General features: G+C 67.1%; 25 protein-coding genes and 1 tRNA gene. 21 read left to right on the top strand and 5 right to left on the bottom strand.

Annotation, left to right across the window (positions count from 1 at the left end):
- Nucleotides 1-7 precede the first annotated feature (7 nt).
- The 9 genes from DXV50_RS05765 to DXV50_RS05730 all read left to right on the top strand — a co-directional run bounded on the left by DXV50_RS05765 (nucleotide 8) and on the right by DXV50_RS05730 (nucleotide 9425).
- A complete protein-coding gene (locus tag DXV50_RS05765) occupies nucleotides 8-1198 on the top strand; it encodes a purine-nucleoside phosphorylase (protein WP_117205310.1) in 1191 nt (396 codons plus the stop codon).
- 243 nt (nucleotides 1199-1441) lie between these two features.
- Nucleotides 1442-1517 (top strand) — tRNA-Thr (locus tag DXV50_RS05760).
- 81 nt (nucleotides 1518-1598) lie between these two features.
- Entirely contained in the window at nucleotides 1599-1772 is a 174-nt protein-coding gene (locus tag DXV50_RS09580) for a hypothetical protein (RefSeq protein WP_157966971.1), read from the top strand.
- 369 nt (nucleotides 1773-2141) lie between these two features.
- Complete coding sequence (locus tag DXV50_RS05755; protein WP_117205309.1) at nucleotides 2142-2438, top strand: FeoA family protein; 297 nt, start codon at nucleotides 2142-2144, stop codon at nucleotides 2436-2438.
- Nucleotides 2439-2547: 109 nt separating this feature from the next.
- The gene (locus DXV50_RS05750; protein WP_117205308.1) at nucleotides 2548-2787 is read left to right on the top strand and encodes a FeoA family protein; all 240 of its coding nucleotides are present in this window, start codon (nucleotides 2548-2550) and stop codon (nucleotides 2785-2787) included.
- Between the two features lie 135 nt (nucleotides 2788-2922).
- Nucleotides 2923-5616: a ferrous iron transporter B gene (locus tag DXV50_RS05745; RefSeq protein ID WP_117205307.1), complete on the top strand. Its 2694-nt coding sequence runs from the start codon at nucleotides 2923-2925 to the stop codon at nucleotides 5614-5616.
- 285 nt (nucleotides 5617-5901) lie between these two features.
- The gene (locus DXV50_RS05740) at nucleotides 5902-6810 is read left to right on the top strand and encodes a helix-turn-helix transcriptional regulator (RefSeq protein WP_117205306.1); all 909 of its coding nucleotides are present in this window, start codon (nucleotides 5902-5904) and stop codon (nucleotides 6808-6810) included.
- Nucleotides 6811-6977: 167 nt separating this feature from the next.
- Nucleotides 6978-7280: a DUF1490 domain-containing protein gene (locus DXV50_RS05735; protein ID WP_117205305.1), complete on the top strand. Its 303-nt coding sequence runs from the start codon at nucleotides 6978-6980 to the stop codon at nucleotides 7278-7280.
- 3 nt (nucleotides 7281-7283) lie between these two features.
- Nucleotides 7284-9425 (top strand): heavy metal translocating P-type ATPase, encoded by a 2142-nt coding sequence (locus tag DXV50_RS05730; protein ID WP_117205304.1) that lies wholly within the window; start codon nucleotides 7284-7286, stop codon nucleotides 9423-9425.
- 75 nt (nucleotides 9426-9500) lie between these two features.
- On the opposite strand, the gene DXV50_RS09575 is transcribed toward DXV50_RS05730, so the two are convergent.
- From DXV50_RS09575 to DXV50_RS05720, 3 genes are all read right to left on the bottom strand, one after another.
- A complete protein-coding gene (locus DXV50_RS09575) occupies nucleotides 9501-9977 on the bottom strand; it encodes a hypothetical protein (protein WP_147556692.1) in 477 nt (158 codons plus the stop codon).
- A 12-nt stretch (nucleotides 9978-9989) separates the two neighbouring features.
- A complete protein-coding gene (locus DXV50_RS05725) occupies nucleotides 9990-11054 on the bottom strand; it encodes a papain-like cysteine protease family protein (RefSeq protein WP_117205302.1) in 1065 nt (354 codons plus the stop codon).
- A gap of 380 nt (nucleotides 11055-11434) precedes the next feature.
- Nucleotides 11435-12733, bottom strand: a complete 1299-nt coding sequence (locus DXV50_RS05720; protein ID WP_117205300.1) for an Nramp family divalent metal transporter — start codon at nucleotides 12731-12733, stop codon at nucleotides 11435-11437.
- 534 nt (nucleotides 12734-13267) lie between these two features.
- Between DXV50_RS05720 and DXV50_RS05715 the strand changes: the two genes are divergently transcribed.
- The 3 genes from DXV50_RS05715 to DXV50_RS05705 all read left to right on the top strand — a co-directional run bounded on the left by DXV50_RS05715 (nucleotide 13268) and on the right by DXV50_RS05705 (nucleotide 14782).
- On the top strand, nucleotides 13268-13936 hold the full coding sequence (locus DXV50_RS05715; protein ID WP_157966970.1) for a DUF3793 family protein: 669 nt from the start codon (nucleotides 13268-13270) through the stop codon (nucleotides 13934-13936).
- A gap of 44 nt (nucleotides 13937-13980) precedes the next feature.
- Nucleotides 13981-14409: a flavodoxin gene (locus DXV50_RS05710; RefSeq protein WP_117205296.1), complete on the top strand. Its 429-nt coding sequence runs from the start codon at nucleotides 13981-13983 to the stop codon at nucleotides 14407-14409.
- 97 nt (nucleotides 14410-14506) lie between these two features.
- Complete coding sequence (locus DXV50_RS05705; protein ID WP_117205294.1) at nucleotides 14507-14782, top strand: hypothetical protein; 276 nt, start codon at nucleotides 14507-14509, stop codon at nucleotides 14780-14782.
- A gap of 11 nt (nucleotides 14783-14793) precedes the next feature.
- On the opposite strand, the gene DXV50_RS05700 is transcribed toward DXV50_RS05705, so the two are convergent.
- Nucleotides 14794-15369, bottom strand: a complete 576-nt coding sequence (locus DXV50_RS05700) for a hypothetical protein (RefSeq protein ID WP_147556691.1) — start codon at nucleotides 15367-15369, stop codon at nucleotides 14794-14796.
- Nucleotides 15370-15453: 84 nt separating this feature from the next.
- Between DXV50_RS05700 and DXV50_RS05695 the strand changes: the two genes are divergently transcribed.
- Nucleotides 15454-15963: a twin-arginine translocation signal domain-containing protein gene (locus DXV50_RS05695; protein WP_117205291.1), complete on the top strand. Its 510-nt coding sequence runs from the start codon at nucleotides 15454-15456 to the stop codon at nucleotides 15961-15963.
- Nucleotides 15964-16001: 38 nt separating this feature from the next.
- On the opposite strand, the gene yqeC is transcribed toward DXV50_RS05695, so the two are convergent.
- The gene (yqeC, locus tag DXV50_RS05690) at nucleotides 16002-16655 is read right to left on the bottom strand and encodes a selenium cofactor biosynthesis protein YqeC (RefSeq protein WP_198666416.1); all 654 of its coding nucleotides are present in this window, start codon (nucleotides 16653-16655) and stop codon (nucleotides 16002-16004) included.
- A 213-nt stretch (nucleotides 16656-16868) separates the two neighbouring features.
- Between yqeC and yqeB the strand changes: the two genes are divergently transcribed.
- The 8 genes from yqeB (at nucleotide 16869) to DXV50_RS05650 (ending at nucleotide 24598) form a co-directional block, all read left to right on the top strand.
- Nucleotides 16869-17732: a selenium-dependent molybdenum cofactor biosynthesis protein YqeB gene (gene yqeB, locus DXV50_RS05685; protein WP_117205287.1), complete on the top strand. Its 864-nt coding sequence runs from the start codon at nucleotides 16869-16871 to the stop codon at nucleotides 17730-17732.
- A complete protein-coding gene (locus tag DXV50_RS05680) occupies nucleotides 17729-18751 on the top strand; it encodes an XdhC family protein (RefSeq protein ID WP_117205285.1) in 1023 nt (340 codons plus the stop codon). The genes yqeB and DXV50_RS05680 overlap by 4 nt, the downstream gene beginning before the upstream one ends.
- A gap of 81 nt (nucleotides 18752-18832) precedes the next feature.
- Nucleotides 18833-19687 (top strand): molybdate ABC transporter substrate-binding protein, encoded by an 855-nt coding sequence (gene modA / locus DXV50_RS05675; protein ID WP_117205283.1) that lies wholly within the window; start codon nucleotides 18833-18835, stop codon nucleotides 19685-19687.
- A gap of 115 nt (nucleotides 19688-19802) precedes the next feature.
- Nucleotides 19803-20516: a molybdate ABC transporter permease subunit gene (gene modB / locus DXV50_RS05670; protein WP_117205281.1), complete on the top strand. Its 714-nt coding sequence runs from the start codon at nucleotides 19803-19805 to the stop codon at nucleotides 20514-20516.
- The gene (locus DXV50_RS05665; protein WP_117205280.1) at nucleotides 20513-21643 is read left to right on the top strand and encodes a sulfate/molybdate ABC transporter ATP-binding protein; all 1131 of its coding nucleotides are present in this window, start codon (nucleotides 20513-20515) and stop codon (nucleotides 21641-21643) included. The genes modB and DXV50_RS05665 overlap by 4 nt, the downstream gene beginning before the upstream one ends.
- Nucleotides 21637-22584 carry a GTP 3',8-cyclase MoaA gene (moaA, locus tag DXV50_RS05660; protein WP_117205278.1) on the top strand — a complete coding sequence of 316 codons (948 nt, stop codon included), beginning with the start codon at nucleotides 21637-21639 and terminating at the stop codon, nucleotides 22582-22584. Before DXV50_RS05665 ends, moaA begins: the two co-directional genes overlap by 7 nt.
- A 1-nt stretch (nucleotide 22585) precedes the next feature.
- A complete protein-coding gene (gene moaC, locus DXV50_RS10065; RefSeq protein ID WP_408634259.1) occupies nucleotides 22586-23545 on the top strand; it encodes a cyclic pyranopterin monophosphate synthase MoaC in 960 nt (319 codons plus the stop codon).
- Between the two features lie 3 nt (nucleotides 23546-23548).
- Nucleotides 23549-24598, top strand: a complete 1050-nt coding sequence (locus DXV50_RS05650; protein ID WP_117205276.1) for a molybdopterin-binding protein — start codon at nucleotides 23549-23551, stop codon at nucleotides 24596-24598.
- Nucleotides 24599-24639 lie beyond the last annotated feature (41 nt).

The following is a 24639-nucleotide window of genomic DNA, read 5'->3' as shown; positions in this document are numbered from 1 at the left end:
GCTTGCGATGAGGGTGGCCATAAGCCGGTGCCTGCTGGGTCAGCCCGTCCGCTACGACGGCGGGTCCAAGCCGGTGCCCGAGGTCATGTCCCTCGCGGGAAAGGTCGACGTATGCCCCGTGTGCCCCGAAGGGGCCGCGGGGCTTCCCGTACCGAGGCCTCCCGCGGAGCAGCGAGAGGGACGCGTCTTTCTGTCCGACGGGCGGGACGTGACGGCCGAGTTTGCGCGGGGCTCCGACGCGTGCCGGGACCGCGTGCTACGCTCACGGGTCTCGTTGGCCGTACTCAAGGCAAAGAGCCCGTCATGTGGGGTGAATCTCATCTACGATGGGACCTATTCCGGTACGCTCACCGCCGGGGACGGCACGCTTGCCGCCCGGCTCAAGAAGGAGGGGATCTGCGTGGTCACCGAGGACGTCGTCAAGGCCTGCAAGCCGTCTGTGGAGAATCCCGTCGCCATCGTCCTGGGGACGGGCCTGGGGCACCTGGGAAGCCTGGTCAAGCCCGTGCGGCGCATTGACTACCACGACATCGAGGGCTTCCCGGCCGCGGCAAACCCCGTGAGCGGCCACGTCTTCGAGGCAACCGTTGGCACCATCGACGACGTGCCGGTGGTGGTCTACCCGGGTCGCATCCACCTCTACCAGGGCTTCAGTGCCGCCGAGGTCACCGCGCTGGTGCGTCACGCCCACCGTCTGGGCTGCCGCGACATCATCTTCGCGTGCGCCACGGGCGCCGTGCCGGGCTGCGCGCACACGGGCCTGGGCATCCTGACCGACCAGATCAACCTCACCGGCAGGAACCCCCTTGCCGAGTGGGAGGAGCTGCGCGACGTGGAGACCCCGTTCGTCGACATGAACGACGCCTACTCGCCCTACCTGCGCACCGTTGCCCGCGGCGTGGCCGACGACCTGGGCATTGCCGTTGAGGAGGGCGTCTACGCCGGCGTGCTGGGCCCCTGCTTTGAGACCCCGGCCGAGGTTGCCGCCCTGCGCACGCTGGGCGTCTCCTACGTGGGCATGTCCACGGTGTGCGAGGTCATCATGGCCAAGGCGCTCGACATGAACGTCCTGGGCCTGACGCTTGCCGCCAACGAGTCCGGCGCCGCCGACGTCACGCACGAGAGCGTCCGCGCCGCCGCCGAGGCCCACTCCGAGGACTTCGAGCGCCTGGTCCGCGGCGTGCTGCGCATGCTGTAGGGGAGGGTGGCTCGGAGCGCCGGGCACTTCTCGCCGGGCCTTGGGCCGCGGAGTGTGCATTTAGATGAACGAAAGGCCCTTCTCGCCACGTTTGCCCAGTTGGCGAGAAGGGCCTTTCGTTATTTTGTACGGTATTGGGAAGGACGGCGAGAACGGCACGCCACGGCATCCCCACGTCATACCCGAGCCAAGAAAAACGCACTTGAAACTCCGTGCGACTTTCTGTAATGTTAAAAGCCGCACGCCGGCATAGCTCAGTTGGTAGAGCACCGCTCTCGTAAAGCGGGGGTCATCGGTTCGAGTCCGATTGCCGGCTCCACTGAATTCTCGAGTCCGAGGGCCCTAGGTCTTCGGGCTTGTTTTTTGAACGCCCCGGTCAAGCATACCGAAGGGAGGGTCCATGGCGGACGAGCAAGTGAACCACCTGTGCGAGAGCTGCCAGTGCAAGTGCAAGCAGACCACTGCTGTCGAGGTCATCATGTGCCCGCGCTACGCGGCCATTCCCCAGCAGCGCTCGCTCCTGGACGCAAAGGGCCGCCCGACCAAGGCCGTCGCAAAGGCCGCCGCAAAGTAGCGGGGCAAAGCCCTTCTCGCCCGACGCTGCGCCACAGATTGTGGGGTTTGGCAGGCGAGAAGGGCATTTCTTGCTGGTGAGCCACGGATTGCGGGGTTTGGCACGGTTTGGCGTGCCAAACCCCGCTTTTTGTGGCTCAAGGCGGCACCCGGCGCGCCAAGCCGTGCCAAAACCCGCAATACGTGGCTCAAGTCATGTCGCGGCTCGCCGCACAAAAAAGTTAGGCAAAGTTGACTGAAACGTAGGTTAACTATTGCGTCCGTTTGGAGTTAGTCGTATCTTACTTGGCGGCTTACAAGTTAACAGGCAGCAACTTATGGCCGGCGGACGGCTCAAAACTGCCGCCAGGCGGCAACGGAGGAGGCAGCAATGGCATCTGAGGCAGCGGCCCTGCAGGGCCTTGGCGCGCAGACCGCGTCCGCTCAGGCTCCCGCCCACGTGGGCGGCCAGCTTCCGCTCGGCATGGTGGGCGAGGACGAGGTCGCCCGCGTCTCCAAGATCCGCGGCGGCGCGGAGCTGCGCCAGCACCTCGCGGAGCTCGGCTTTGTGGAGGGCGCCGAGGTCAAGGTCATCTCGCGCGTCAACGGCGACTGCATCGTCAGCGTCAAGGGCGCCCGCCTGGCGCTCAACCGCACCATGTCGTCCCACGTCATGGTCACCCTCTAGGGTTCAACTTCGCCGCGGCCGCGGCGGGTCGTTCAGCGCGGGAGCCGCAGGGCCCTCGCGCTCATGCAGGTTGCCGGCACGACGACGCCGGCGAGAAGAAAGGGATCTGATGGCAACTCTGAAGGACGTGAAGGTGGGGGAGAGCGCGACCGTCGCCCGGCTCAACGGCACGGGCGCCCTCAAGCGCCGCATCATGGACATGGGCCTTACCAAGGGCACCCACGTCTACGTGAAGAAGGTCGCCCCGCTCGGTGACCCCATCGAGCTCACCGTCCGCGGCTACGAGCTCTCCATCCGTCGTGACGAGGCGGCAAACGTCGAGGTCACCGACGTCAGGACCGGCGAGTAGATCGGGGCCTGCGAGGTTCGCGAGCCCCGTTTTTAAGGGCGAGTGAGTTACCTTCATCTAACTATTGGGACCCACGCGGTGGCATATGAGCGGCACGCGCGCAGCCCCAAGGAGCGCGATCAAGAAAGGCAAGGAATGGCAAACACGTTCATCGGTCTGGCCGGCAACCCCAACTGCGGCAAGACCACGCTCTTCAACGAGCTGACCGGCTCGAACGGCTATGTTGGCAACTGGCCCGGCGTCACCGTCGAGAAGAAGCAGGCCACGTGGCGCGCCGACAAGGACGTCACCTTCGTCGACCTCCCCGGCATCTACTCCCTCTCCCCGTACACTCCCGAGGAGGTCGTCTCCCGCGACTACGTGGTCAACGAGCGCCCCGACGCCCTGATCGACCTCGTGGACGTGACCAACCTGGAGCGCAACCTCTACCTGACCACGCAGCTGCTCGAGGCCGGCCGTCCCGTCGTCGTGGGCCTCAACATGTGCGACCTGCTGAAGGAGCGCGGCGACGTCGTCGACACCGCCGCCCTGGCCGAGCGCCTCGGCTGCCCGGTCCTGGAGGTCTCCGCCCTGCACAACACCAACGTGGACGCGCTGGTGAAGGAGGCCGTCGAGGCCGGCAAGAGGGGCGTTCCCACCACGGGCGCCAAGTGCTTCTCGCCTGAGGTCGAGGACGCGCTGTCAAGAATCGCCGAGGCCATCTCCGGCCAGTGTGACGAGCAGCTCAGCCGCTGGTACTCCGTCAAGGTCTTCGAGCGCGACGCCGAGGCCATCGCCCCGCTGCGCCTCACTGCCGAGCAGCTGCGCGCCATCGAGCCCGTCATCAAGGCCGTCGAGGAGGCTCGCGACGACGACTCCGAGTCCATCATCACCTCCGACCGCTATGACTGGATCGCCCAGACCATGGAGGCCTGCGTCAAGAAGGCCCCCAAGAAGCTCACCACGTCCGAGAAGATCGACAAGATCGTGACCAACCGAATCCTCGGCCTCCCGATCTTCGTCGTGGTCATGGTGCTGGTCTACTACATCTCCATCTCCACCGTGGGCACCGCCGCCACCGACTGGGTCAACGAAAACCTCTTTGGCGACGGCTTCTTCCTGAACGGCGCCTCCCAGGAGCAGTACGAGGCCGACACCGAGGAATGGGCCTCCAACAACTACGCCGACCAGGTGGACGGCTTCATCGCCGCGGCCGACGAGGCCGGTCTTGACACCACCGACGTCTCCGACGCCGTGGCCACCCTCTCCGAGGACGCCGACGACGCCGAGGCCATGGCCACCGTCAAGGCCTTTGCCGACGAGGCCAAGGACGCCGATGTCGTCGCCACCGATGTGCCCGTGCACGACGAGGACGGCAACTACCTGCTCACCGAGACCGACGAGAAGGGCAACAACGTCGTCGTGACTAACGTCGACGGCGACGGCGAGCCCGTCCTGGAGCCTGGCCAGCAGCTCGAGGTCATCGACTCCGTTGACTCCGACGCCTTCGTGGCCGCCGTCGAGGGCAGCCTCGAGGAGCCCGACGCGTCCGACTACGACGGCTTCGTGGACTCCATCCCCAACGCCGTCTCCGGCTGGCTCGAGGACGCCGGCGCCTCTGACGTCGTGACCTCCCTCGTGGTCGACGGCATCATCGGCGGCGTGGGCTCCGTCCTGGGCTTCATCCCGCAGATGTTCGTCCTCTTCGTGCTTCTCTGCTTCCTTGAGGACTGCGGCTACATGTCCCGCGTCGCCTTCGTCATGGACCGCGTCTTCCGTCGCTTCGGCCTGTCCGGCAAGTCCTTCATCCCGATGCTCATCAGCTCCGGCTGCGGCGTCCCGGGTGTCCTTGCCACCAAGACCATCGAGAACGAGAAGGACCGTCGCATGACGGCCATGCTCACCACTATGATCCCCTGCGGCGCCAAGACCCCGATCATCGCCCTGGTCATGGGCGTCCTCATCGGCGGCTCCGACGCCTGGTGGGTTGCCCCCATGTTCTACTTCATGGGCATCGCGGCCATCATCGTCTCGGCCATCATGCTCAAGAAGACCAAGCCCTTCCAGGGCGAGCCCGCTCCCTTCGTGATGGAGCTGCCCAACTACCACTTCCCGACCATCAAGTCCTGGTGGCTGCACGTCTGGGAGCGCGTCTCCGCCTACATCAAGAAGGCCGGCACGATCATCTTCGCCGCGGCCGTCGTGGTGTGGTTCCTCTCCAACTTCGGCTTCGCCAGCTGGGACGGCGGCAACGGCACCTTCGGCTTCCTCTCCGGCATGGAGGGCGCTGGCGACGACTTCATGGACTACTCGCTGCTCGCGGCCATCGGCGGCTTCCTCGGCATCATCTTTGCCCCGCTGGGTGCTGACACCTGGCAGGCCACCGCTGCGTCCATCTCCGCCCTCATCGCCAAGGAGAACCTGGTCTCCACCTTCGGCGCCCTCTACGGCCTGGGCGAGGCCACCGAGAACTCCGTCTCCATGTGGCAGGGCTTCGCGGGCATGTTCACCGACCCGCAGGGCGTGCTGCACGCCGGCGCCATGTGCGCCTTCGTGGCCTTCAACATGCTCGACGCCCCGTGCTTTGCGGCCATGGGCACCATCCGTCGCCAGATGGACGATACCAAGTGGTTCTGGTTTGCCATCGGCTACCAGTGCATCTTCGGCTGGTGCGTCGGCCTGATCATCAACCAGCTCTGGGAGCTCTTCGTCCTGGGCAACTTTGGCTTCTGGACCGTCGTGGCCTTCGTGCTGCTGGCCGCAATGCTCTTCCAGCTCTTCCGTCCGACCCCCAAGTGGGACAAGAAGGACGACAAGATCCTGTCCGACCTCACCGAGACCGTCGCGTAGCGCGAGTCCCCTCGGTACCTTGGCGCGCCGCCGACGCCGATGCGTGCGTCGGCGGCGCGCCTGCCTTTGGGCGGGAGGCTCTTCTCGCCCGCGCGTTATCCGCGTTAAAAGTTTGATGCCCTTTGACGGGGTGGTGAGTGCGCACCACCACAGTTTGCGTACGTCTTTGAACTGCCTACCACATGTAGGAACGGAGCTGAAGGCAACATCAATCTTTTTACACGGATAAGACCGGTGAGCAAGCCCGGTGGACAAGACCCGCGAATGCCAGCAAGGGAGGCCTTCATGACGCACGACCAGAGGACCCGTACGGCGACGGCCCTGCCAGGGGTGTTGCTGATGCCGGGCGTGCGGCTGGCCGAGGTCAATGCATCCGACCTGGAGTCGCTCCTGTGCGGGCCGCAGGGCGCGCTCGTGGCCGCCTGCTGCGTACGTGGCCGTGCGGTGGTCGAGGCCTTGGGCACCGACCTCACGTGCGGCGCGGTCCTCTCCCTTGTGGCTCCGGCTCCCAGCGAGAAGTGCCGCGTCCGCTCGCAGGAGGACCCCTTCCAGGGCGTGGCCCTTCTGGCCAGCCCGGACGCCGTGGCCCCGGGGGCCGCCGCCACGCTTGCCGGCTTTGACGTGGACCTGGCCGAGCTGGTGCGCGCCGCCGTGGCGGCCGGGCCCACGCTCGACGCCGCCGGCACGCCCGTCTCCCGGGCCTTCATGGACCTGGCGGTGGGCGTGCGCGGGGAGGGCGTGGCTGCGCTCAAGCTGCGCTGCGTGGAGGCCCTGCGCTGCCTCTGCGAGGCCCGCCGGCAGAGCCCGCGGCCCCAGTGCGGCCCGGCCACGCGTGCGGAGATAGCCCGTTGCGCACGGGCCCTCATGAGGCAGAACGTGGAGAGTCCCCTCACCATCGGGGAGCTTGCGCGGCGTTGCCAGACCTCGCCCACGGTGCTCAAGGAGTCCTTCCGCGCGGAGTATGGCATGCCGGTGCACGAGTGGTACCGGCGCTTCCGCATGCTCAGGGCCGCTGACCTGCTGCGCGTTGGTTCCGGCAGCATCTCGGACGTGGCGCGGGCCGTGGGCTACAGCAACGCGTCAAAGTTCGCGCAGGCCTTCAGCGCCTGCATGGGCGCCACGCCCTCGGCCTGGAGAAGGGCCGCGCTGACGTCTGCCGCCACGGCGGCGCCGGAGCTTGCCGAGGCGGGCTGATGCGTCCGATTGGAGCATTGCCGTCCGGGCGGGTCACAACTGTGACGACTTGCTTGAGCTGCGGCGAGTTGCGTTGAAGTTAGCTATGGCTCCTCCATATGCTCCGGTAAGCAAAGCATAAGGGCGGCGAGAGGCACGCGCTTCTCGCCTGACGAAGGGAGAACGTAATGAAGGTCAATCACGCTTGGTTTGCCGTTGCCGGTGCCGCCGCCGCGGGTGCCGTGGCCGGCCTTGCCAACTCCGGCCTGCTCCACAAGGCCGCCGTCGCCGTGACCACCGCCGGCATCAAGGTCACCGACGCCGTTGCCGCCGAGACCCAGTCCATCGTCGACGACGCCAACGACGCCACCGCCGAGGCCCGCCGCCAGGCCAAGATCGACGCCGCCGTGGCCGCTCGCCTGGCCGCCCTCGAGGGCGACATCCGCGCCGAGGTCACCGCCGAGGTCGACGCCGAGGGCGCCGAGGCCTAGCCAATGGTCTTCAGGATTGTCTCGGAGCTTCCCGGAAGGCTCCGCCTGAGGTGCGGCGCGCGTCTCTTCACCGACGAGGAGGCGCGCGGCGTGTCCTACGCCCTCATGGCCGCAGACGGCGTGCGCACTGCCGAGGTCCACGCTGCCAACGGCTCCATACTGCTGACGTTTGAGCCTGCGTGCCGCGAGGCCGTCCTGGTCGCCGTGCGCGGGCTTGACCCGCTGCGCCTGCCCGCGGCGGCCGAGCCTGGCCTGGGCACGCGCGAGGGCGCGCTGGAGATCTGCCTGGAGAACAACCGCTTCCAGGTGGAGGCCACGCGCCTCGTGCTGTGGCGCGCGGCAAAGCGCGTCCTTCTGCCCGCCCCGGTTCGCGCGGCGCTGACCTGCGTGCGCGCCGTGGGGTTTGTGGCCGAGGGCCTGCGGCACCTGCTTGCCGGCGAGGTCACCGTGGAGGTACTGGACGCCACGGCCATTGCCACCTCCATCGCCCGCGGCAGCTTTGCCGAGGCGGGCACCATCACCTTCCTGCTGCAGCTCTCCGCCCTCATGGAGGAGCACGTGCAGAGCCGCGCCCACCTGGCGCTGCGTGAGGGCATGGTGGTGCGCGCGGAGAGCGTGTGGGCCGTGGTGGACGGCCAGGACGTGCGCGTGCGCACCGAGGACGTCACCCGCGGCATGGTGCTCCACCTGGGCGCGGGCAGCGTCCTTCCGGTTGACGGCACCGTGGTGGAGGGCGCCGGCGAGATAGACGAGTCCTCCATGACGGGCGAGGCCGCGCTGGTGCGCAAGGAGCCCGGCGCCACCGTCTACGCGGGCACCGCGCTTGAGAGCGGCGACCTCAAGGTGAGCGTCACGGCGCCTCCGGGGGCCTCTCGCATAGACGGCATCGTGGACATGGTCGAGCATTCCAGCGAGCTCAAGGCGGGCGCCCAGAGCCGCGCGGAGCGCCTGGCAGACGCCATCGTGCCGTACAGCTTCCTGGCGTTCTTTGGCATCCTCGCCGTGACGCGCAACATCAACAAGGCAATGGCCGTCCTCATGGTGGACTATTCGTGCGCCATCAAGCTCTCGACGCCCATCGCCGTGATGAGCGCCATGGACGAGGCCGTGCGCGCCGGCGTGACCGTGCGCGGCGGCAAGTACCTGGAGGCCCTGGCTGCGGCCGACACCGTGGTCTTCGACAAGACCGGCACGCTGACCAACGCCACGCCCGCCGTGAGCCGCATCGTCTCGTTCACTGAGGCCTCCGAGGAGGACGTGCTGCGCCTGGCCGCCTGCATCGAGGAGCACTTCCCGCACAGCATGGCCCGCGCCATTGTGGCGGAGGCCGAGCGCCGCGGCCTCGTCCACGACGACGAGCTGCACGCCGAGGTGCAGTACGTGGTGGCCCACGGCATCTCCACCCGCGTGGGCGGCCGCGAGGTCTGCATCGGCAGCGCGCACTTCCTCTTTGAGGACGAGGGCGTGGAGAAGCCCGAGGGCCTGGACGAGCTCATGGAGCGCGAGGCCCCGGCGAGCTCGGTCATCTACATCGCGCGCGAGCGCCAGCTCGTGGGCGCCATCTGCGTGAGCGACCCGCCTCGCGCGGAGGCCGCCGCAGTGCTGGCGCGCCTGCGCCGCCAGGGCCTCTCCAACCTGGTTATGATCACGGGGGACTCCGAGCGCTGCGCCGCCCACGTGGCGGGCGAGCTCGGGCTGGACGGCTACTTTGCCCAGGTGCTCCCCGAGGACAAGGCCGCCCACGTGGCGGCGCTTCGCGAGGCCGGCCACACCGTGGTCATGGTGGGCGACGGCATCAACGACTCGCCGGCGCTGGCCACCGCCGACGTCAGCGTTGCCATGTCCGACGCAAGCGACATCGCCCGCGCGGTGGCCGACGTCCTGGTGCACGACTCCTCGCTGGAGTCCCTGGTCACCATGCGCGAGCTGGCGAGCCGCCTCATGGGGCGCATCCACGCGGACTACCGCTTCATCGTGGGTTTCAACTCGCTGCTCATCGGCCTGGGCGTGGCAAGCGCCATCCCCATCACCACGGCCGCCTACTTGCACAACGTCTCCACCCTGTGCATCGCCGCCAGAAACGCCACCCCGCTTCTGGACAGGCCTCGCCTGGAGCGCGGCCGCATGGAGGTCGCGCTCAGTTAGGCGAGCCTGTGCCGCGCCGCGATTGACAATCCGAACGGAGTGAATCACAGCTACTGGCTTTAGGATTGACTCTAGCTAGAACGACGTCGTTTCTATGAGCCTGGAATACAAATCGTCAGTCCTCTGACACGCGTCATAGCTGCTTTCAAATGAAACGGAATCGTATATAGCGCGAGATCCATCCGTTCCAACCGTCAGTGTTTCCGATGATTCAAACACAACAAAGAACATGCAATCTCGCCCGCCAGAAGACCCGCCGTCGGAAACGACGGCGGGTTCCTCTGAAGTTTCTGAGTCAAGGTCGGAAAGGACCTCGATTGTCTCTTGGAGGTTTTCCGCATCAATCTCGGAAATAGATTGGCCATCAAGCGAGAACAGAAATACGTCAACTACATTATCATCAGAAACGTGCTTTCTGGCTGCTTTGAGATCGCCGCTGCCACCCTTATCGGAATCATCGACGGCGTCACTGGCATTTCCGCACGAGGTACAAAGGGTTAGAGCAAGGAATGAAGCAGCTAAGATGGCGCGCCTTCTGCTGATGCTAATCATGCTCTTTAGCTCCTACAATCTCCTAGCAGCACTTATTGTTTTCAGGCTTGCGCCGGAATAACCACTTGAATAAACGTAAGCGGAGCCTAGTTTCGATGCCGTTGTGAAACCGAATTCCGGATCCATGACAAGGATGCTTACAAATGGGGTACAGCCGCTTACAACGACAGCATGCGTCGACTGCGTGTTTCCGTTGACAGATAGAATTCCAACCAAGGGGTATCCTGAATCAATATTGCTATTAATCTTGCTGTCAGACGGCCAAGACGAATAATATGTGTACCCGCTCACTCCATTTGATGAGAGAACCGTCGGGAACAGTGTATTTGTCAGGGACCTGTTATACGAAGACCCATAATAAGCTCGAGCAACGCTTACTGCGGTTCTGCTCCCTCCGTTTCGATAGTTTGCAATCGATGCAACGCACGCCGCCCAGCAGATATTTGACGGTGGGTTTTGTGTTACATAACCAACCTGAATAGTCGAGCGCGTTGACTGGGATAGGGACGAGGCAAGCGCGTTGATTGAATTAATCTCATCAAGTTCCGAGAACACTGCACTGCTGGTGTTTATCGTTGAAGCATCTTTAAGCGAATCTCTCGTAGAAACGGTATAACTGCTTTCACCAACTCTAATCAAATCGCCGTTACTTTTTAATAGGTAGCATCCATTTGAATCGTATACAACGGCAATTTGATTTCCGTTCTTGACCGCATCATTAATTTGCCCGGCAAGAGCTGTTGTTACGATCATAGATTCAGCGCCAATATCGTACGCAAGCATTCTAATATCTGAATGCTGGTCAAGAATTGGATATCGCGGCTCAATCTCCCTAATCGACCCATTGGCTGCCTCATAGAAGCTGATCGGCTGACAGATTGAAAGGGACGAGAAATCAACGTCCTCAAGTCCTGCACCAAACTTGTTGGCCTCGATTTCACTTAACGTTGAACCAAGAGAGGATATTTTGTTTTCGACGTCGGATGCAACCAAGGTGTCGCCCAAAGCCGACTTTGGCATTGCAAGAGCGCTGATGGCCATAAGCGAAGAAGCTAGAAACGTCCTTCTGCTAATCATGACATTCTCCTCTCGTGATAGCCAAGCCTCCTTAAATGAGGTCCCCTATTGCTAAGGTTCCCTTAACGATCATTAAGATGAGAGTGAATCCCGCAAGCGACGCAAATAGCGCCTTGAGCGGTCTATCGCCTGCTGGGTCGTCCAACCTTCGGCGACGAGGAGATGGTGACCATCGCCTTCAAGGAGACGCGCAGCCAGTTCATGCGCGAAGCATTCGACAGAGCGCTCGCTATCGAGTAGAGCGTGGTTGCATGGAGGTCGCGGTCAGGTAGGCGGGCCTGTGCCGCGCATTCCGCAAAGCATTTCAAGATTGACGCACTTCTCGCCAGGCCCCTTGCCGCACGTGCGGCGGGACCTGGCGAGAAGTGCGTCATTGGGCTCTAGGCGCCGAGGAGAAGCGCGAGGTCAAGCACGGTGACGGTCAGGCCGATGGCCACGAGGACCGCCTTGAGCGGGCGGGAGTTTGCATGGCGGCCCATGACGGCGGGGGAGCTGGTGAGCCAGATCTGGACGAAGACCGTGACGGGCAGCTGCAGCGAGAGGAGCGCCTGGCTCCAGACCAGGCCGCTGAAGGCGTCCTCCACCGCAAGGCACGCCGCCACGGCGCCCACGAAGGCCACGGCCACACCGACGGACGAGTGCCTGTCGTGGATGTCGTACTCCTCGCCGAACATGCCAGCGCTGATGGTGCCCGCCGCCATGCCCGCGGTGACGCTGGATGAGAGACCGGCAAACAGCAGCGCCACGGCAAAGATCGTGCGCGCAGCCGGGCCCAGGATGGGCTCGAGCGTGGAGGCCGCCAGGGCGAGGTCGTCTACGGCAATGCCGCGCGTCCAGAAGGTGGTCGCCGCCAGGATGACCATTGCGGAGTTGATGGCCCAGCCGACGCCCATGGAGAAGAGCGTGTCAAAGAGCTCGAAGCGCAGGCGCTCCTCGATGACGTCGTCTCCCTGCTGGTCGTAGTGGACGGACTGCACCACCTCGGAGTGCAGGAACAGGTTGTGCGGCATTACCACGGCGCCGAGCACGCTCGTCACGATGGCGACCGACCCTGCGGGCAGGGATGGCGTGACCCAGCCCGTGGCCGCCGCGGGCCAGCTCACGTCCACCAGTGCGAGCTCCGCCAGGAAGGAGAGACCCACCACCGAGACGAAGGCTATGATCCAGCGCTCGATGCGCCTGTAGGAGCTGGTGGCCAGCATGAGCAGGGACGCCGCGGCCACAATGACACATCCCGCGCGCAGCGGCAGGCCAAGGAGCATCTGCAGCGCGATGGCCGCCCCCAGGACCTCGGCCATGGCGGTGGCGACGGTCGCTAGGTAGGCGCTGCCCAGCACGAGCAGGGCCGCCGGCCTCGGCAGGTGCTCGCGCGTGGCCTCCGCGAGGCAAGTTCCGGTGACGATGCCCAGGTGAGCGGCGTTGTGCTGCAGGACGATGAGCATGATGGTGGAGAGGGTGACCACCCAGAGCAGGGCGTAGCCAAACTGCGAGCCGGCGGCCATGTTGGATGCCCAGTTGCCCGGGTCTATGAAGCCGACGGTAACCAGCAGGCCGGGGCCGATGTGACGCAGGATCTCGAGGCCGCCGTGGCCTCCGGTTCGCTTTGCGCCAAAACGCTCGATGAGGCGCTTTGCCAGGTGGGGAGGGGTCCTTCTCGCGGTGCTTTTGTTGGTGCGCATGGTAATTCCTAGCTGAATGTGGACATTATGTGTTAGCCAAGGTTTACCACAGAAGTTAGCTCAGGTGAACTTATTCTACTAACAGCACACGATGCGCCCGAGACAACCCCCTCAGGTCAAGGGCCTCGCCGGTGGAACCCATACCCCCTCAAGTGGGCTCCAGCTCGCCGGGCATCATGATGTTAACTTCGCCTCGCGCGGGACGGACCCTCTCCCCGGACTGCGACGTGGCAAGCCTCGGCGCCGCCAGCCTCCCAGGACTGGCGGCGCCTTTTTTGCGTGGGGGAGTGGGGGTGCGCGGGCCGCGGGGCCGCGGGGGCCGCGAGGGCCGCGCCTTAGCGTACATTTTGACAATCAGGACGCCCTTCTCGCCGAGTTTGCCCAGTTGGCGAGATGGGCGCATCGTCAAAATGTACGCTAATCCCCAAGCGACGCCCCTTCGGCGGCCCGGCACCCCTTGCACATAAGTTAGCCATGGTGTACTTTAGCAACCGCAACGAGTTAACCAAGGCTAACAAGAGGAGGCCACGGGGCATGGGACACGGGCTTGACGTCTGCATGGGAGACCCGCGCGAGGCACGGACCATCGAGGAGTGCCTGGAGTCCGAGTTCGTGCGGACGCTCGTCTGCCAGGCTGGGCTGGTCATCTCGGGCCACAAGCCAGCGGCCGTCTTTGGCTTCACGCCGCGCGCGTGGAGGGGCGGGGACCACCGTCAGAAGCGCGCCCTCTCCGCCCGGCTGCTTGCTACCTACGCCGCCTCCACGCGCCGCTACGGCCTCTGTCTGGCGGGCCTTTCTCGCCATGCCGACGGGCTCATGCTGCTTGCCTGGCGCCCCTCGCAGGTGGAGAAGATCGTTGCCGACGCGCAGAATCGCGTGTTCCTGGAGTCCGTCGGGCTGCCCTCCGAGGACGCCTCTGCGCTCATGGCCGAGCTCGTCGGCCGCCTGCGCGCCTACTACGCCGGGCGGGCCAGCTTTCCCCACGAGTTGGGCCTGGTGCTGGGCTACCCCGTCGACGACGTGCGCGGATTCATGGCAGACGGCGGGCGCGGGGCCAAGGTCGTCGGCCGCTGGCGCTGCTACGGCAACGTGGAGAACGCTCGCCGCCGCTTTGACGAGCTCGCCCGCCGCGAGCGCGAGTGCCGCCTGAGCTACGCCCAGGGCACGAGCGTGAGGGAGCTGCTTGAGATGGGCGCGGCCTAGCCTCGCCTTCCAAGGATGGAAAACATCGAACTAGGAGGAATCAAATGAGCAAGAACGTCGCAGTGGTCTACTGGACCGGCACCGGCAACACCGAGGCCATGGCAAACGCCGTCGCGGAGGGTGCGGCCGCAGCCGGCGCCGAGGCACGCGCCATCGGCGTCGCGGACTTCTCGGCCGACGAGGTGGCCGGCTTTGACGCGCTGGCCTTTGGCTGCCCGGCCATGGGCGCCGAGGAGCTGGAGTCCGACGAGTTCGAGCCGGTCTGGGAGGCCTGCAAGCCCGTCCTGACCGGAAGGCCCGTCGCGCTCTTTGGCAGCTACGGCTGGGGCGGCGGCGAGTGGATGGACGCCTGGAAGGAGGACGCCGAGGCGGCCGGCCTCACCGTGGTGGACGCGCTCATCGCCAACGAGGCGCCCGACGATGAGGCCGTCGAGGCCTGCCAGGCGCTCGGCCGCGCCCTGGCGGAGGCGTAGGGGGGAGGTCTCTTCTCGCTAGGCAACGGGCGTCGGTGTAGTGCGCGGCCGCGCCGGGTAGGCTCCCAACAACGTCAGCACGTCAGAGGGAGGCACCATGAGCGCGGTCAGCATCATGTCCAGCACGAGCATCCTCGGCCTTCTGGGCTCGCTCGGGTCCGCCGTGGGCGGCGGCATCGCGGGGCTTCTTGTCGCGGCCTTTGCCGTCGCGGGAATCCTGGCCTACGTGCTGGCCATCCGCTATCTGGTGGACATCATGGAGATGAAGGGCTACGCCATGGAGAAGCGCTGGGTCTTCTACCTCATCGGCTTCTTCGCGTCTCCCGTGGTGCTGGGCCTCATCGCCTGCGCCATCCCCGACAACTCAAAGTAGGCGCGGCAGGGCTAACCTCGCGCCGAGAAGAGCCTGGCCAGAAGCGCGGACCATGCGCGTCTGGCCAGGCTCTGGCGCACGCGGATGACGCCGGCGTCGCTGCCGGTGCGCAGCGCCAGCACGAGGGCGTCGACGCCCTCGGAGACCGGTCGCCTCAGCCAGCCCAGGCGGGGAGAAGACCACGTTGCCGGGAGCGTCCTGGCTCTTTCGACCACCAGGGCGCCCGACCAGGCAAGGCCGTTCTGGCGGCACCAGGCCTCAAGGCCGGTGGCGTCTGAGTCGCAGGTCAGGAGGGCGTAGACCGGCGTCCCCGGCCGGGCGTCCTGCGGCAGGTCGCAAAGCGGGGCGTCCCGGCTGAGCGCTACCACCAGCGCGTCGACGCCCGCGGCGCTGCCGCCTGCCAGCTCGAGGAGCTCAATCGCGTCGTCACCCATGCCGGCGCGGCGCTCGTAGGCATCCGTGGCAGCGGCGAGGTCGTCCAGCAGCAGGCGCGCCGCGCCCTTCTCGCCGGCGTCCAGGCAGACGAGCCCCACGCGGTGCGGCCGCCGGCCTCCCGTGCCTCTGGCGATGCCTTCTCTCGCGCTCATCGAACCTCCCCTGGCACGGCGCTTGGCGAGCCCCCTCGTGGGGTACGCTCTTGCCAAGTATGACGCGGAAGGACGGGAGGCATCATGGCCGCGGACAAGAAGTGCGTTTCTCGACGGGATTTTTTGGCGGGGGCGGCCATGGCGGCGGCCGCTCTTGCAGGCTGCTCTGCTGGGAGTGGCGCCAAGGCGGAGCCGGCCGCCAAGTGGGGTTTTGAGCGGGACGACGACCTGCCCCTTCTGTGCATGGAGGTCTCCGGCGGCTCCGTGGTGGCCGCGACGGGGGACGGCTGGGCGCCCAACGGCGACTTCGTCCAGCTGCACCTGGGTGGCGGCTCCATCCCCGGGACGCAGGTCAAGAGCGTGACGAGCGAGACGGACGGCGCGCGCCTGACGGTGGTGCTGGAGTCCGTCGGCGTCACCACCCTGGACCTGACGTGGACCGAGTGGCGCCTCACGCCTCCCGCGGGCGTCGACGTGGCCTCCGTGGGCTCGCTCTCTCTGGACTACGGCGACGGCAACGCCGTCGAGCTGGACCGGCTCCTGGTGCCGGATGGTGACGATGCCCCAGACCCAAACGGCCGTCCAGTGGCGTAGACGCCGCTCGCACCTGACGGCAAAGACGGGCCCTGCTCCTAGCCCAGCCGCTCCAGGTGCCCCTCGCGCAGGCTCCCGGCGGCCACGGGCACGTCGAGAAGGGCCTCCAGCCGCCGCGCGCACGCCAGGGCGCCTTCCCCCTCGCACTGGTTGACCACCACGCGGCTGGCCAGGCCCTCCGCGCGGATGACGGCCGCCACGGCCTCGGGCGTGGCGTCGTCTTCCGGCGAGCAGCCCGCGAGCTCGCAGAACCGCTCCGGCCGGTGGACGGCCTCGTGCACCGGCCGGCCAAAGCCGCTTGCGCCCACCACTAGCACCGATTGCGTGGACCCCTCGGGCACCACGGGCTCCCAGGCGGCGTGCGCCTTGAGGGGCAGCCGCTTGCTGCCGTCGGCCTCCACCAGCACGTAGTCCGCAAGGCGCGCCAGCTCGGCGGGGGCAAGTGCCGCCGGTCCGAGCTTGCCGGCCGCCCCGGCGGCCCCGCCTGCCGGAGCGGCCACGCAGGCCACACCAGACGCCGCCAGCGCCAGGCGGACCTCCTCCGCGGAGCCGCCCGCCACGCAGGCCACGCCTGGGAAGGGCATGAAGTGCGTCGTGGTGGCCAGCGCCACGGTGGCCCCGCCCTCGGCAAGCTCCGCCGCAAGTCTCGCGAGCAGCGTGGACTTGCCCCCGCTGCCGATGACGGACGTCACGCCGGGCCGAATCTCCAGTGCTTCATGCAAATTCATTCGCAAACCTAACAAAAAGTAAGAAACGGTACGCGTTTCTGGTCTCAAATACCGTAAAATAGCAGGTAACCGTTGCTGTGATATAGAAATAACGCAGCTACGGGCATATGCTATCGTAGTTACAGAAAGATAATACGCCCGCGCAACGGAGGCTCCTGCGGGCGAGGGGAGGAAGAAATGCTCGTCGTCATCCGCGGCGCCGGCGACATTGCCACCGGCATCGCACTCAGGCTCTACCGCGCCGGCATGCAGATCGTGATGTGCGACCTGGCGCAGCCCACGTCCATCAGGCGCACCGTCTGCTTCTCGGAGGCCATCCGCCTGGGCGAGACCACCATCGAGGGCGTTCGCGGCGTCCTGTGCAAGGACGCCGAGGTCGCGCGCCTGGCCGCCCAGTCCGCGTGCGTGGCCGTCATGGCGGACCCGGAGGCCTCCTGCGTCTCCGACCTGCACCCTGACGTTGTCGTCGACGCCATTCTGGCCAAGCGCAACCTCGGTACCACGCGCGGCATGGCCCCCGTGGTCATCGGCGTGGGCCCGGGCTTCACCGCCCAGGTGGACGTGGACGCCGCGGTGGAGACCATGCGTGGCCACTACCTGGGCCGCGTCTACTACACCGGCTCGCCCCTGCCCAACACGGCCATTCCCGGCCTCATCGGCGGCTACGCCGGCGAGCGCGTCCTGCGCGCCCCGGCAGACGGCACCTTCACCCCGTGCGTGGAGATCGGCGACGAGGTCAAGGCCGGCACCGTCTGCGGCACCGTTGCGGGCCAGCCCATGGTGGCAACCATCGACGGCGTGGTCCGCGGCCTGCTCCAGGAGGGCGTGTCCGTCACGCGCGGCATGAAGTCCGGAGACGTGGACCCGCGCTGCCACCCGGAGTACATCACCATGGCCTCCGACAAGGCCCTGGCCGTGGGCGGAGGCGTCCTGGAGGCAATTCTCAACCTCACCGCCTTCCTGGGCACGCACGACGCCGCGCCCGCCATCGACGCCGTCATAGAGGCGGCCGACGTCAGCATCGTGGGAGGCTACGCATGAACGACGTTGCCGGAACCATCAGCGACCAGCGGCTCCTCCAGGCGCTGACGGCCGAGCTCGAGGCCGGTCGCCCCGCCGCGCTGGCGAGCCTGCTTGCCACCAGGGGCTCCATGCCACGCCACGAGGGCGCCCGCATGCTCGGCCTGGCCGACGGTACCTGGGTGGGCACCGTGGGCGGCGGCAACATCGAGCTCATCGCCCAGCGCCGTAGCACGGAGCTTCTTGCCGCGGCGGCCTCCGCAGGCGAGAAGCCCGCGTCCGCCGTGGTCCCCGCGGCCTCGCTGGAGTGGATGACCCACAAGAAGAACGCCATGGCCTGCGGCGGGGATGCCCTCCTGGCCGTGCGCCTGGTCATGCCCTCCGAGCTGCCGCTCGTTTGCAAGCTGGCGGAGCTTCTGGCCTCCGGCGGCGTGGGCTGGCTGGAGGAGGACTGGAGCGACTCCCAGTCTCCCTCCGTCTGTCTCCGTGCCGAGTCTGACGCGCCGAGCCGCGCCTGCGACGTCCCCACCTGGGACGAGACCGCCCGCCGCTACGTCGAGCCCGTGGGCCCCGAGCCCATCTGCCACGTCTTCGGCGGCGGCCACGTGGGCCAGGCACTGGTGCCCGTCCTTGCGTCCGTGGGCTTCCGCGTGGACGTCATGGACGACCGCCCGGGCATCTGCGACCCGGCGCTCTTCCCCCAGGCGGAGGCCGTGACCTGCGGCGCGTTTGAGGACCTTGACTCCCTGGTGCGCGTCACGAGCCGCGACTACGTGGTCGTGCTCACCCACGGTCACCTGGGCGACGCCGCCGTGCTGGAGCACGTCCTGCCGCACCGCCCGGCCTACGTGGGCTGCATCGGTAGCCGCCGCAAGGCGGGCTTCGTCCGCGAGGCCCTTGAGGCCGCGGGCGTCCCGGCGGACCTCGCCGCCAGCGTGCACCTCCCCATCGGCGAGGACATCCTTGCCGTCACCCCGGCCGAGATTGCCGTGAGCATCGCCGCGCAGCTCATCCGCTGCCGCGCGGAGCTGCGACGCTAGGCACTTCTCGCCGGGCAGACGCTCACAAGCGCCAACGATCCAGGTTGTAGGCCGAGACAGGGCGGAGAGAAAGGAACCACTATGACCTATCTGAGCAGAAGGCAGTTCATGGGCGGTACCGCCGCTGCCGCGGCTGCCCTGGGCCTTGCGGCCTGCGGCGGCAACGGCTCCGCCAGCAAGGACAACGCCAAGAAGAGCACCATCGTCGTCTTTGCGGCCGCGTCCATGACCGAGAGCCTGACCCGCGCCGGCGACCAGTTCGCCGCCGCCAACGACCAGTACGAGCTCTCCTTCAACTATGACTCCTCTGGCACCCTCAAGACCCAGATCCAAGAGGGCGCGGACTGCGACGTCTTCATCTCCGCCGGTCAGAAGCAGATGAACCAGATGGACATCACGGCCGCCTCCGACGTCAACACCGAGGGCCTGGACCTCATCGACCACGACACCCGCTTTGACATCCTCGAGAACAAGGTCACGCTCGCGGTCCCCGAGGGCAACCCCAAGAACATCCAGAGCTTCGACGACCTGGCCAGCCGCCTGCAGGCCGGCGACATCCTGATGGTCATGGGCAACTCCGACGTGCCTGTGGGCCAGTACACCCAGAAGATCCTTGCCTACTACAACCTCGACGAGGAGTCCCTGGCCTCCGCGGGCGTCATCACCTACGCCACCAACGTCAAGGAGGTCACCTCCCAGGTGTCCGCCGGCTCCGCCGACTGTGGCGTCATCTACCAGACCGACGCCTATTCCGCCGGCCTGACCGTCGTCGACTCCGCCACCAAGGACATGTGCGGCCGCGTGGTCTACCCGGCCGCGGCCACCAAGGCTGCCCCCAACCCCGAGGGCGCCCGCGCCTTCCTGGACTTCCTCAGGGGCGACGAGGCCTCCTCGGACTTCTCCGAGGTGGGCTTCACCCCGCTGGCCAGCAACTAGCAGCAGGACTCGGGCGGGAGGGACCCGGCGCCCCTTCCCGCCCCGTATCAAAACTGGAATGAGAAATAGGGACTGTCCCTTTTTCTCATTTGTCGATTGATGGCGAGAAGAACGCATGGACTGGTATCCCCTCTACAACTCGGTGCGCATAGCGGCGGCGTCCACCGTCGTGGTGTACTTCCTGGGCATCTTCCTGGCAAACGTGGTGGCCCGCGCCCCGCGCCTGGTCAAGGGCGCGCTCGACGTCGTCCTGACGCTGCCGCTGGTGCTGCCGCCCACCGTAGTGGGCTACCTGCTGCTGAGGGTCTTTGGCCCCAAGCGCGTGGTTGGTGCCTGGCTGCTCCAGACCCTTGGCGTCAAGCTCACCATGGTCTGGTACGCGGCCATCCTCGCCACCGTGGTGGTGAGCTTCCCGCTCATGTACCGCACGGCCCGAGGCGCCTTCGAGTCCTTTGACGAGAACCTGGCCGACGCCGCCCGCACGCTGGGCCGCTCCGAGCGCTGGATCTTCTGGCACGTCAAGATGCCCTACTGCCAGCAGGGCATCGTGGCCGGCGCGGTGCTGGCCTTTGCGCGCGCCCTCGGCGAGTACGGCGCCACGGCCATGATCTGCGGCTACACGCCCGGCTCCACCGCCACCGTCTCCACCACGGTCTACCAGCTGTGGCGTACCGGAGACGACGCCGGCGCCCTGGCGTGGGTCATGGTGAACCTGGCCGTCAGCGCCGTGGTGCTGCTGGCCATGAACTGGTTCGAGCAGAGGAGCAAGGCCGACGTGCGCCGCGCCGCCAGGCCCCTGCGCGTAAGAGGGGCGGGTGGGGCCCGATGAGCCTCTCCGTAGACATCCGCCGGCACCTAGCCGGCTTTGACCTTGACGTCTCCTTCGAGGTGGCGGACGCCCGCGAGACGCTGGCGCTCCTGGGTCCCTCGGGCTGCGGCAAGTCCATGACGCTCAAGTGCATCGCGGGCATCGTCACGCCCGACGAGGGCCGCATCGTCCTCAACGACCGCGTGCTCTTTGACTCGGCCGCTGGCGTGAACCTGCGACCGCAGGAGCGCCGCGTGGGCTACCTCTTCCAGAACTACGCGCTCTTCCCCAACATGACCGTCGAGCAGAACGTCGGCGTGGGTGTCCTTGGCGCCAGCAAGGAGGAACGTGCCGCCCGCATGGACGAGCAGGTCCGCGCCTTCCGCTTGGATGGCCTCCAGAGGAAGCGCCCGGCGCAGCTTTCCGGCGGCCAGCAGCAGCGCGTCGCCCTGGCCCGCATCATGGCCAGCAAGCCCGAGCTGCTGCTTCTGGACGAGCCCTTCTCGGCGCTCGACGGGTACCTGCGCTGGCAGCTTGAGCTGGAGCTCACCGACACGCTGCGCGAGTTTCCCGGCGGCTCGGTCTACGTGAGCCACAACCGCGACGAGGTCTTTCGCATGTGCGACACGGTCTGCGTGGTCTCCGCCGGCAAAAGTGAGCCCAAGCTCACCGTGGGCGAGCTCTTCTCCACGCCCTCCACGCTGGCGGCGGCCCTCATCAGCGGCTGCAAGAACGTCAGCCGCGCCCGACGAAACGTGACAAATGATACGAAGGGACAGTCCCTTCGTATCCTTTGTCAACTTTTGGACTGCGAGGACTGGGGCGTCACGCTTGCAACGAGCCTGCCGGTGCCCGAGGGCCTCTCGCACGTGGGCGTTCGCGCGCACTACTTCCGCGTGGTGGGCAAAGGCGAGAAGCCCGCGGGGACCGAAGCCGCCCAGAACCTCATTCCGTGCGAGGTGGACCGCGTCATAGACAACACGTTCTCCACCATCGCCATGCTGCGGACGCCCGGCGGCGGCCTTCTGCGCTACGAGTGCGAGAAGGACGCGTGGGCGGCGCTGGGCAAGCCCGACCACCTGACCGTGGCTATTGACCCCGCCGACGTCATGCCACTCTCCGATGGGAAGGCGGCCTGCGCATGCTAGACGGGGAGGGGCGCCTCATAGAGTACCTGCGGCTCTCCGTGACGGACCGCTGCAACTGCCGCTGCACGTACTGCATGCCGGCGGGCGGCGTGCCCATGCTGGGCCACAGGGACATCCTCTCCTTCGAGGAGCTGACCGAGGTGGTGGCCGCCTGCGCCCGTCTGGGCGTGCGCAAGGTCCGCCTCACCGGCGGCGAGCCCCTGGTGCGCCGCGGCCTTCCCGAGCTGGTGCGCATGATCCGCGCGGTGCCGGGCGTGGAGGAGCTGGCCATGACCACCAACGCCACGCTGCTGGCGTCCGTGGCCGCCGAGCTGCACCGCGCTGGGCTTGACCGGCTGAACGTCAGCCTGGACACGCTTGACGCCGCCCGCTACGCCGAGCTCACGCGCGGCGGAAGCCTTGAGGACGCCCTGGCCGGCCTCGCGGCGGCCCGCGACGCGGGCTTCTCGCACACCAAGGTCAACTGCGTGCTCATGGGCGGCGTCAACGACGCCGACGTGCCGCGCCTGGCAGAGCTGGCCCGCACCGAGCCCATCGACGTGCGGTTCATCGAGCTCATGCCCATGGGGCCCTGCGCCGGCTGGCCAAAGGCGCGCTTTATTCCGGCAGAAACGGTGCTCGAGGCCGTGCCGGGCCTTGAGCCGCTGCGCCGGGACGGCGTGGCCGAGCTCTGGCACGCCCCCGGCTGGGCGGGCAACGTGGGCCTCATCCGGCCCATGAGCCACCGCTTCTGCGACGGTTGCAGCCGCATCCGCGTCACGGCGGACGGCCGGCTCAAGCCGTGCCTGCACTCTGCGGCGGAGATCCCGCTGCGCGGCCTTCACGGGGAGGCGCTTCTGTCCGAGCTCAGGCGCGGCATAGCCGCCAAGCCGGCGTACCATCACATGGACCAAGACCACGCGAGCCAGAGCGCGCGTGACATGAACGAGATTGGGGGATGACGTGGGAACTGGAGAGGACCTCACGCACATCAACGAGCAGGGGCGCGCCCGCATGGTGGACGTCTCGGCAAAGGAGAGGACCCAGCGCGTGGCGAGGGCCGCGGGCTTCGTGCTCATGGAGCCGGCCACGCTGGAGCTGGTGCGTACGGGCGGCTGCAAGAAGGGCGACGTGCTCGCCGTGGCGCAGGTGGCGGGCATCATGGCGGCAAAGCGCTGCTGGGAGCTCGTGCCCATGTGCCACCCCATCCAGCTCACCGGCGTGGACGTGCGCTTCGAGCTGTCTGACGCGCCCTGCGGCGTGGCCATCGAGGCCGAGTGCCGCTGCTGCGGCCAGACGGGCGTGGAGATGGAGGCCCTGACGGCGGCGTCCGTCGCGGGTCTCACCATCTACGACATGCTCAAGGCCGTGCAGAGGGACATGGTCGTCTCCGACGTGCGCCTGCTCGAGAAGTCCGGCGGCAAGTCGGGCCACTTCGTGCGAGGCTCGGTGGCGGAAGTTGACAAAGGGACTGTCCCTTTGTCAACTTCCGACGGCGTCGTGGTCGCCACGAGCATCTCCACCAAGAAGGGCACGCGCAAGGTGCCGCAGGAGTCCATCCGGCTCGAGGTGGGCTTGGGCGTCGCGGGCGACGCGCACGCCGGCGCCTGGCACCGCATGGTGAGCCTGCTTCCCGAGGAGTCCGTCGACGAGATGCGTGAGCTTCTCCCCAAGCTTGCTGCCGGCGACTTTGCCGAGAACATCCTCACGCGGGGGCTCAGCCTCAAGGACCTGCCGGTGGGCACCGTCCTCGAGGTGGGGGAGTGTGAGCTCGCGATGACGCAGATCGGCAAGAAGTGCCACAGCGACTGCGAGATCCATCGCATTACGGGCAAGTGCGTCATGCCCACCGACGGCGTCTTTGCCGTGGTCACGCGCGGGGGCACGGTACGCCCCGGCGACCCCGTCCGCATCAGGAGGTAGCAGATGAAGCTCATCAAGACCGAGGAGGCCGTGGGCCACATCCTCTGCCAGGACATGACCCAGATCATTGCGGGCAAGTCCAAGGGCCCGCGCTTCAAGAAGGGCCACGTGGTCACCGAGGAGGACGTTCCCGTGCTGCTCAGCATGGGCAAGGTCAACCTCTACGTGTGGGAGATGGAGCCGGGCATGGTGCACGAGAACGATGCCGCGCACCGCCTGGCCGAGCTCTGCCTGGGCTCGGGCTGCGTGGCCGCCGGCGAGCCCTCCGAGGGCAAGATTGGCATCAACGCCGCCTGCGACGGCGTGCTGCTGGTCAACTCCGAGCGCCTGCGGGCCGTCAACGCCACCGACGAGGTCATGGTCGCCACGCGCAAGGGCGGCTTCGCCGTGCGCGAGGGCGACGCCCTGGCGGGTACGCGCGTGATTCCGCTGGTGGTGCGCGAGGAGGTGCTGGCCGCTGCCGAGGCCGCCGCGGCAGGCGAGAAGCTCCTGGAGGTCAGGCCCTTCTCGGCGCGGACGGCGGCGGTCGTTGCGACGGGCTCCGAGGTGGCGAGCGGCCTCATCGAGGACGCGTTCACGCCGGTCATGGAGGCCAAGCTGGCGGCGTTTGGCATCGAGGTCACCTATCGCGCCACGCCGGGAGACGAGATGGGCTCCGTGGTGGCCGCCATCGACGGGGCGCGCGCCGAGGGCGTCGACGTCGTCGTGTGCACGGGCGGCATGAGCGTGGACCCGGACGACAACACGCCGGGCGCCATCAAGCGCGCGGGCGCCCGCATCGTGACGTACGGAAGCCCCGTGCTGCCGGGCGCCATGCTGCTGGTGGGCTACTTCGACGAGACGGGCGCGGACGGCACCGTCACACGGAGCGTGCCCGTGCTGGGCGTGCCGGGCTGCGCCATGTACAACAAGGCCACGGTGCTCGACCTGGTGCTTCCGCGCGTCGCGGCGGGCGTGCCGCTTGCCAAGGCCGACTTCGTCGAGCTGGGCGAGGGAGGCCTGTGCCTGGGCTGCAAGCCCTGCACCTTCCCGCACTGCCCCTTCGGCCGCTAGAAATGAGACAAAGGGACAGTCCCCTTGTCTCATTTGTCGGC

Source organism: Paratractidigestivibacter faecalis (assembly GCF_003416765.1).
Taxonomy (GTDB): domain Bacteria; phylum Actinomycetota; class Coriobacteriia; order Coriobacteriales; family Atopobiaceae; genus Paratractidigestivibacter; species Paratractidigestivibacter faecalis.
The sequence above is the reverse complement of the archived record's forward strand: the minus strand, read 5'-3'. Positions and strand labels throughout refer to the sequence as shown.

Bases quoted from the DNA above. Each gene is read 5' to 3' on its own strand.
- DXV50_RS05720 (WP_117205300.1), bottom strand. From the start codon at position 12,733: ATGCGCACCAACAAAAGCACCGCGAGAAGGACCCCTCCCCACCTGGCA.
- DXV50_RS05735 (WP_117205305.1), top strand. From the start codon at position 6,978: ATGAAGGTCAATCACGCTTGGTTTGCCGTTGCCGGTGCCGCCGCCGCG.
- DXV50_RS05680 (WP_117205285.1), top strand. From the start codon at position 17,729: ATGAACGACGTTGCCGGAACCATCAGCGACCAGCGGCTCCTCCAGGCG.
- DXV50_RS05695 (WP_117205291.1), top strand. From the start codon at position 15,454: ATGGCCGCGGACAAGAAGTGCGTTTCTCGACGGGATTTTTTGGCGGGG.
- DXV50_RS05745 (WP_117205307.1), top strand. From the start codon at position 2,923: ATGGCAAACACGTTCATCGGTCTGGCCGGCAACCCCAACTGCGGCAAG.
- DXV50_RS05730 (WP_117205304.1), top strand. From the start codon at position 7,284: ATGGTCTTCAGGATTGTCTCGGAGCTTCCCGGAAGGCTCCGCCTGAGG.
- modA (WP_117205283.1), top strand. From the start codon at position 18,833: ATGACCTATCTGAGCAGAAGGCAGTTCATGGGCGGTACCGCCGCTGCC.
- modB (WP_117205281.1), top strand. From the start codon at position 19,803: ATGGACTGGTATCCCCTCTACAACTCGGTGCGCATAGCGGCGGCGTCC.
- DXV50_RS05755 (WP_117205309.1), top strand. From the start codon at position 2,142: ATGGCATCTGAGGCAGCGGCCCTGCAGGGCCTTGGCGCGCAGACCGCG.
- DXV50_RS05725 (WP_117205302.1), bottom strand. From the start codon at position 11,054: ATGATTAGCAGAAGGACGTTTCTAGCTTCTTCGCTTATGGCCATCAGC.
- DXV50_RS05750 (WP_117205308.1), top strand. From the start codon at position 2,548: ATGGCAACTCTGAAGGACGTGAAGGTGGGGGAGAGCGCGACCGTCGCC.
- DXV50_RS05710 (WP_117205296.1), top strand. From the start codon at position 13,981: ATGAGCAAGAACGTCGCAGTGGTCTACTGGACCGGCACCGGCAACACC.
- DXV50_RS05705 (WP_117205294.1), top strand. From the start codon at position 14,507: ATGAGCGCGGTCAGCATCATGTCCAGCACGAGCATCCTCGGCCTTCTG.
- DXV50_RS05740 (WP_117205306.1), top strand. From the start codon at position 5,902: ATGACGCACGACCAGAGGACCCGTACGGCGACGGCCCTGCCAGGGGTG.
- DXV50_RS09575 (WP_147556692.1), bottom strand. From the start codon at position 9,977: ATGATTAGCATCAGCAGAAGGCGCGCCATCTTAGCTGCTTCATTCCTT.
- DXV50_RS05665 (WP_117205280.1), top strand. From the start codon at position 20,513: ATGAGCCTCTCCGTAGACATCCGCCGGCACCTAGCCGGCTTTGACCTT.
- moaA (WP_117205278.1), top strand. From the start codon at position 21,637: ATGCTAGACGGGGAGGGGCGCCTCATAGAGTACCTGCGGCTCTCCGTG.
- DXV50_RS05650 (WP_117205276.1), top strand. From the start codon at position 23,549: ATGAAGCTCATCAAGACCGAGGAGGCCGTGGGCCACATCCTCTGCCAG.
- DXV50_RS05715 (WP_157966970.1), top strand. From the start codon at position 13,268: ATGGGACACGGGCTTGACGTCTGCATGGGAGACCCGCGCGAGGCACGG.
- DXV50_RS05765 (WP_117205310.1), top strand. From the start codon at position 8: ATGAGGGTGGCCATAAGCCGGTGCCTGCTGGGTCAGCCCGTCCGCTAC.
- yqeB (WP_117205287.1), top strand. From the start codon at position 16,869: ATGCTCGTCGTCATCCGCGGCGCCGGCGACATTGCCACCGGCATCGCA.
- DXV50_RS05700 (WP_147556691.1), bottom strand. From the start codon at position 15,369: ATGAGCGCGAGAGAAGGCATCGCCAGAGGCACGGGAGGCCGGCGGCCG.
- DXV50_RS09580 (WP_157966971.1), top strand. From the start codon at position 1,599: ATGGCGGACGAGCAAGTGAACCACCTGTGCGAGAGCTGCCAGTGCAAG.